Here is a 632-nt window from a genome sequence, read left to right as displayed (position 1 = left end):
GCCAGGGCTTGCGGTTGCCTCGCCTGCATCTGCTCGAAGAGTGCCGCCGTGAGCCACAGCGACGTGATGCCCGACGCCTCCAGCGTGCGGCCCAGCTCCTCCAGCGACGGCGTGCCCGCCGGGTACACCACCAGCTTCGCGCCGTGCAGCAGTGCGCCCCAGACCTCCAGCGTCGAAGCATCGAAGGAGATGGGCGCCAGTTGCAGCCACACCTCTTCCGGCCCGAAGTGCGCGAAGTCCGTCCCCAGCACCAGCCGCGACACGGCTCGATGCGGAACACCCACGCCCTTCGGCTGGCCCGTGCTTCCTGACGTGAACATCACGTACGCCAGATGGCCGCCACCGACACTCGGGCTCGGGTTGCTCTGGGGCTGGCGCGCGATGGACGCCCATTCGGTGTCCACGCACACCACCAGCTCACCGCCCGAAGCGACTTCGTCCGCCAGCTTCTCCTGGGCGACGAGCAGCGCCACCCCGGCCTCGCGCTTCATCCACGACAGCCGCTCCAGCGGGTAGCTGGCATCCAGCGGGACGTACACGCCTCCCGCCTTCAGGATGCCCAGCACGCTCACCACCAACTCCAGCGAGCGCTCCACGCACAGGCCCACGCGCACCTCGGGCCCCACGCCCAT

1 protein-coding gene is annotated in these 632 nt (G+C 69.8%); it reads right to left on the bottom strand.

The features are described from left to right. The coding region (locus D7X12_RS41740) for an AMP-binding protein (protein WP_147444023.1) at positions 1–632 on the bottom strand (632 nt) is incomplete at both ends.

The sequence above is a fragment of the Corallococcus sicarius genome (assembly GCF_003611735.1).
Lineage (GTDB): Bacteria > Myxococcota > Myxococcia > Myxococcales > Myxococcaceae > Corallococcus > Corallococcus sicarius.
The sequence above is the reverse complement of the archived record's forward strand: the minus strand, read 5'-3'. Positions and strand labels throughout refer to the sequence as shown.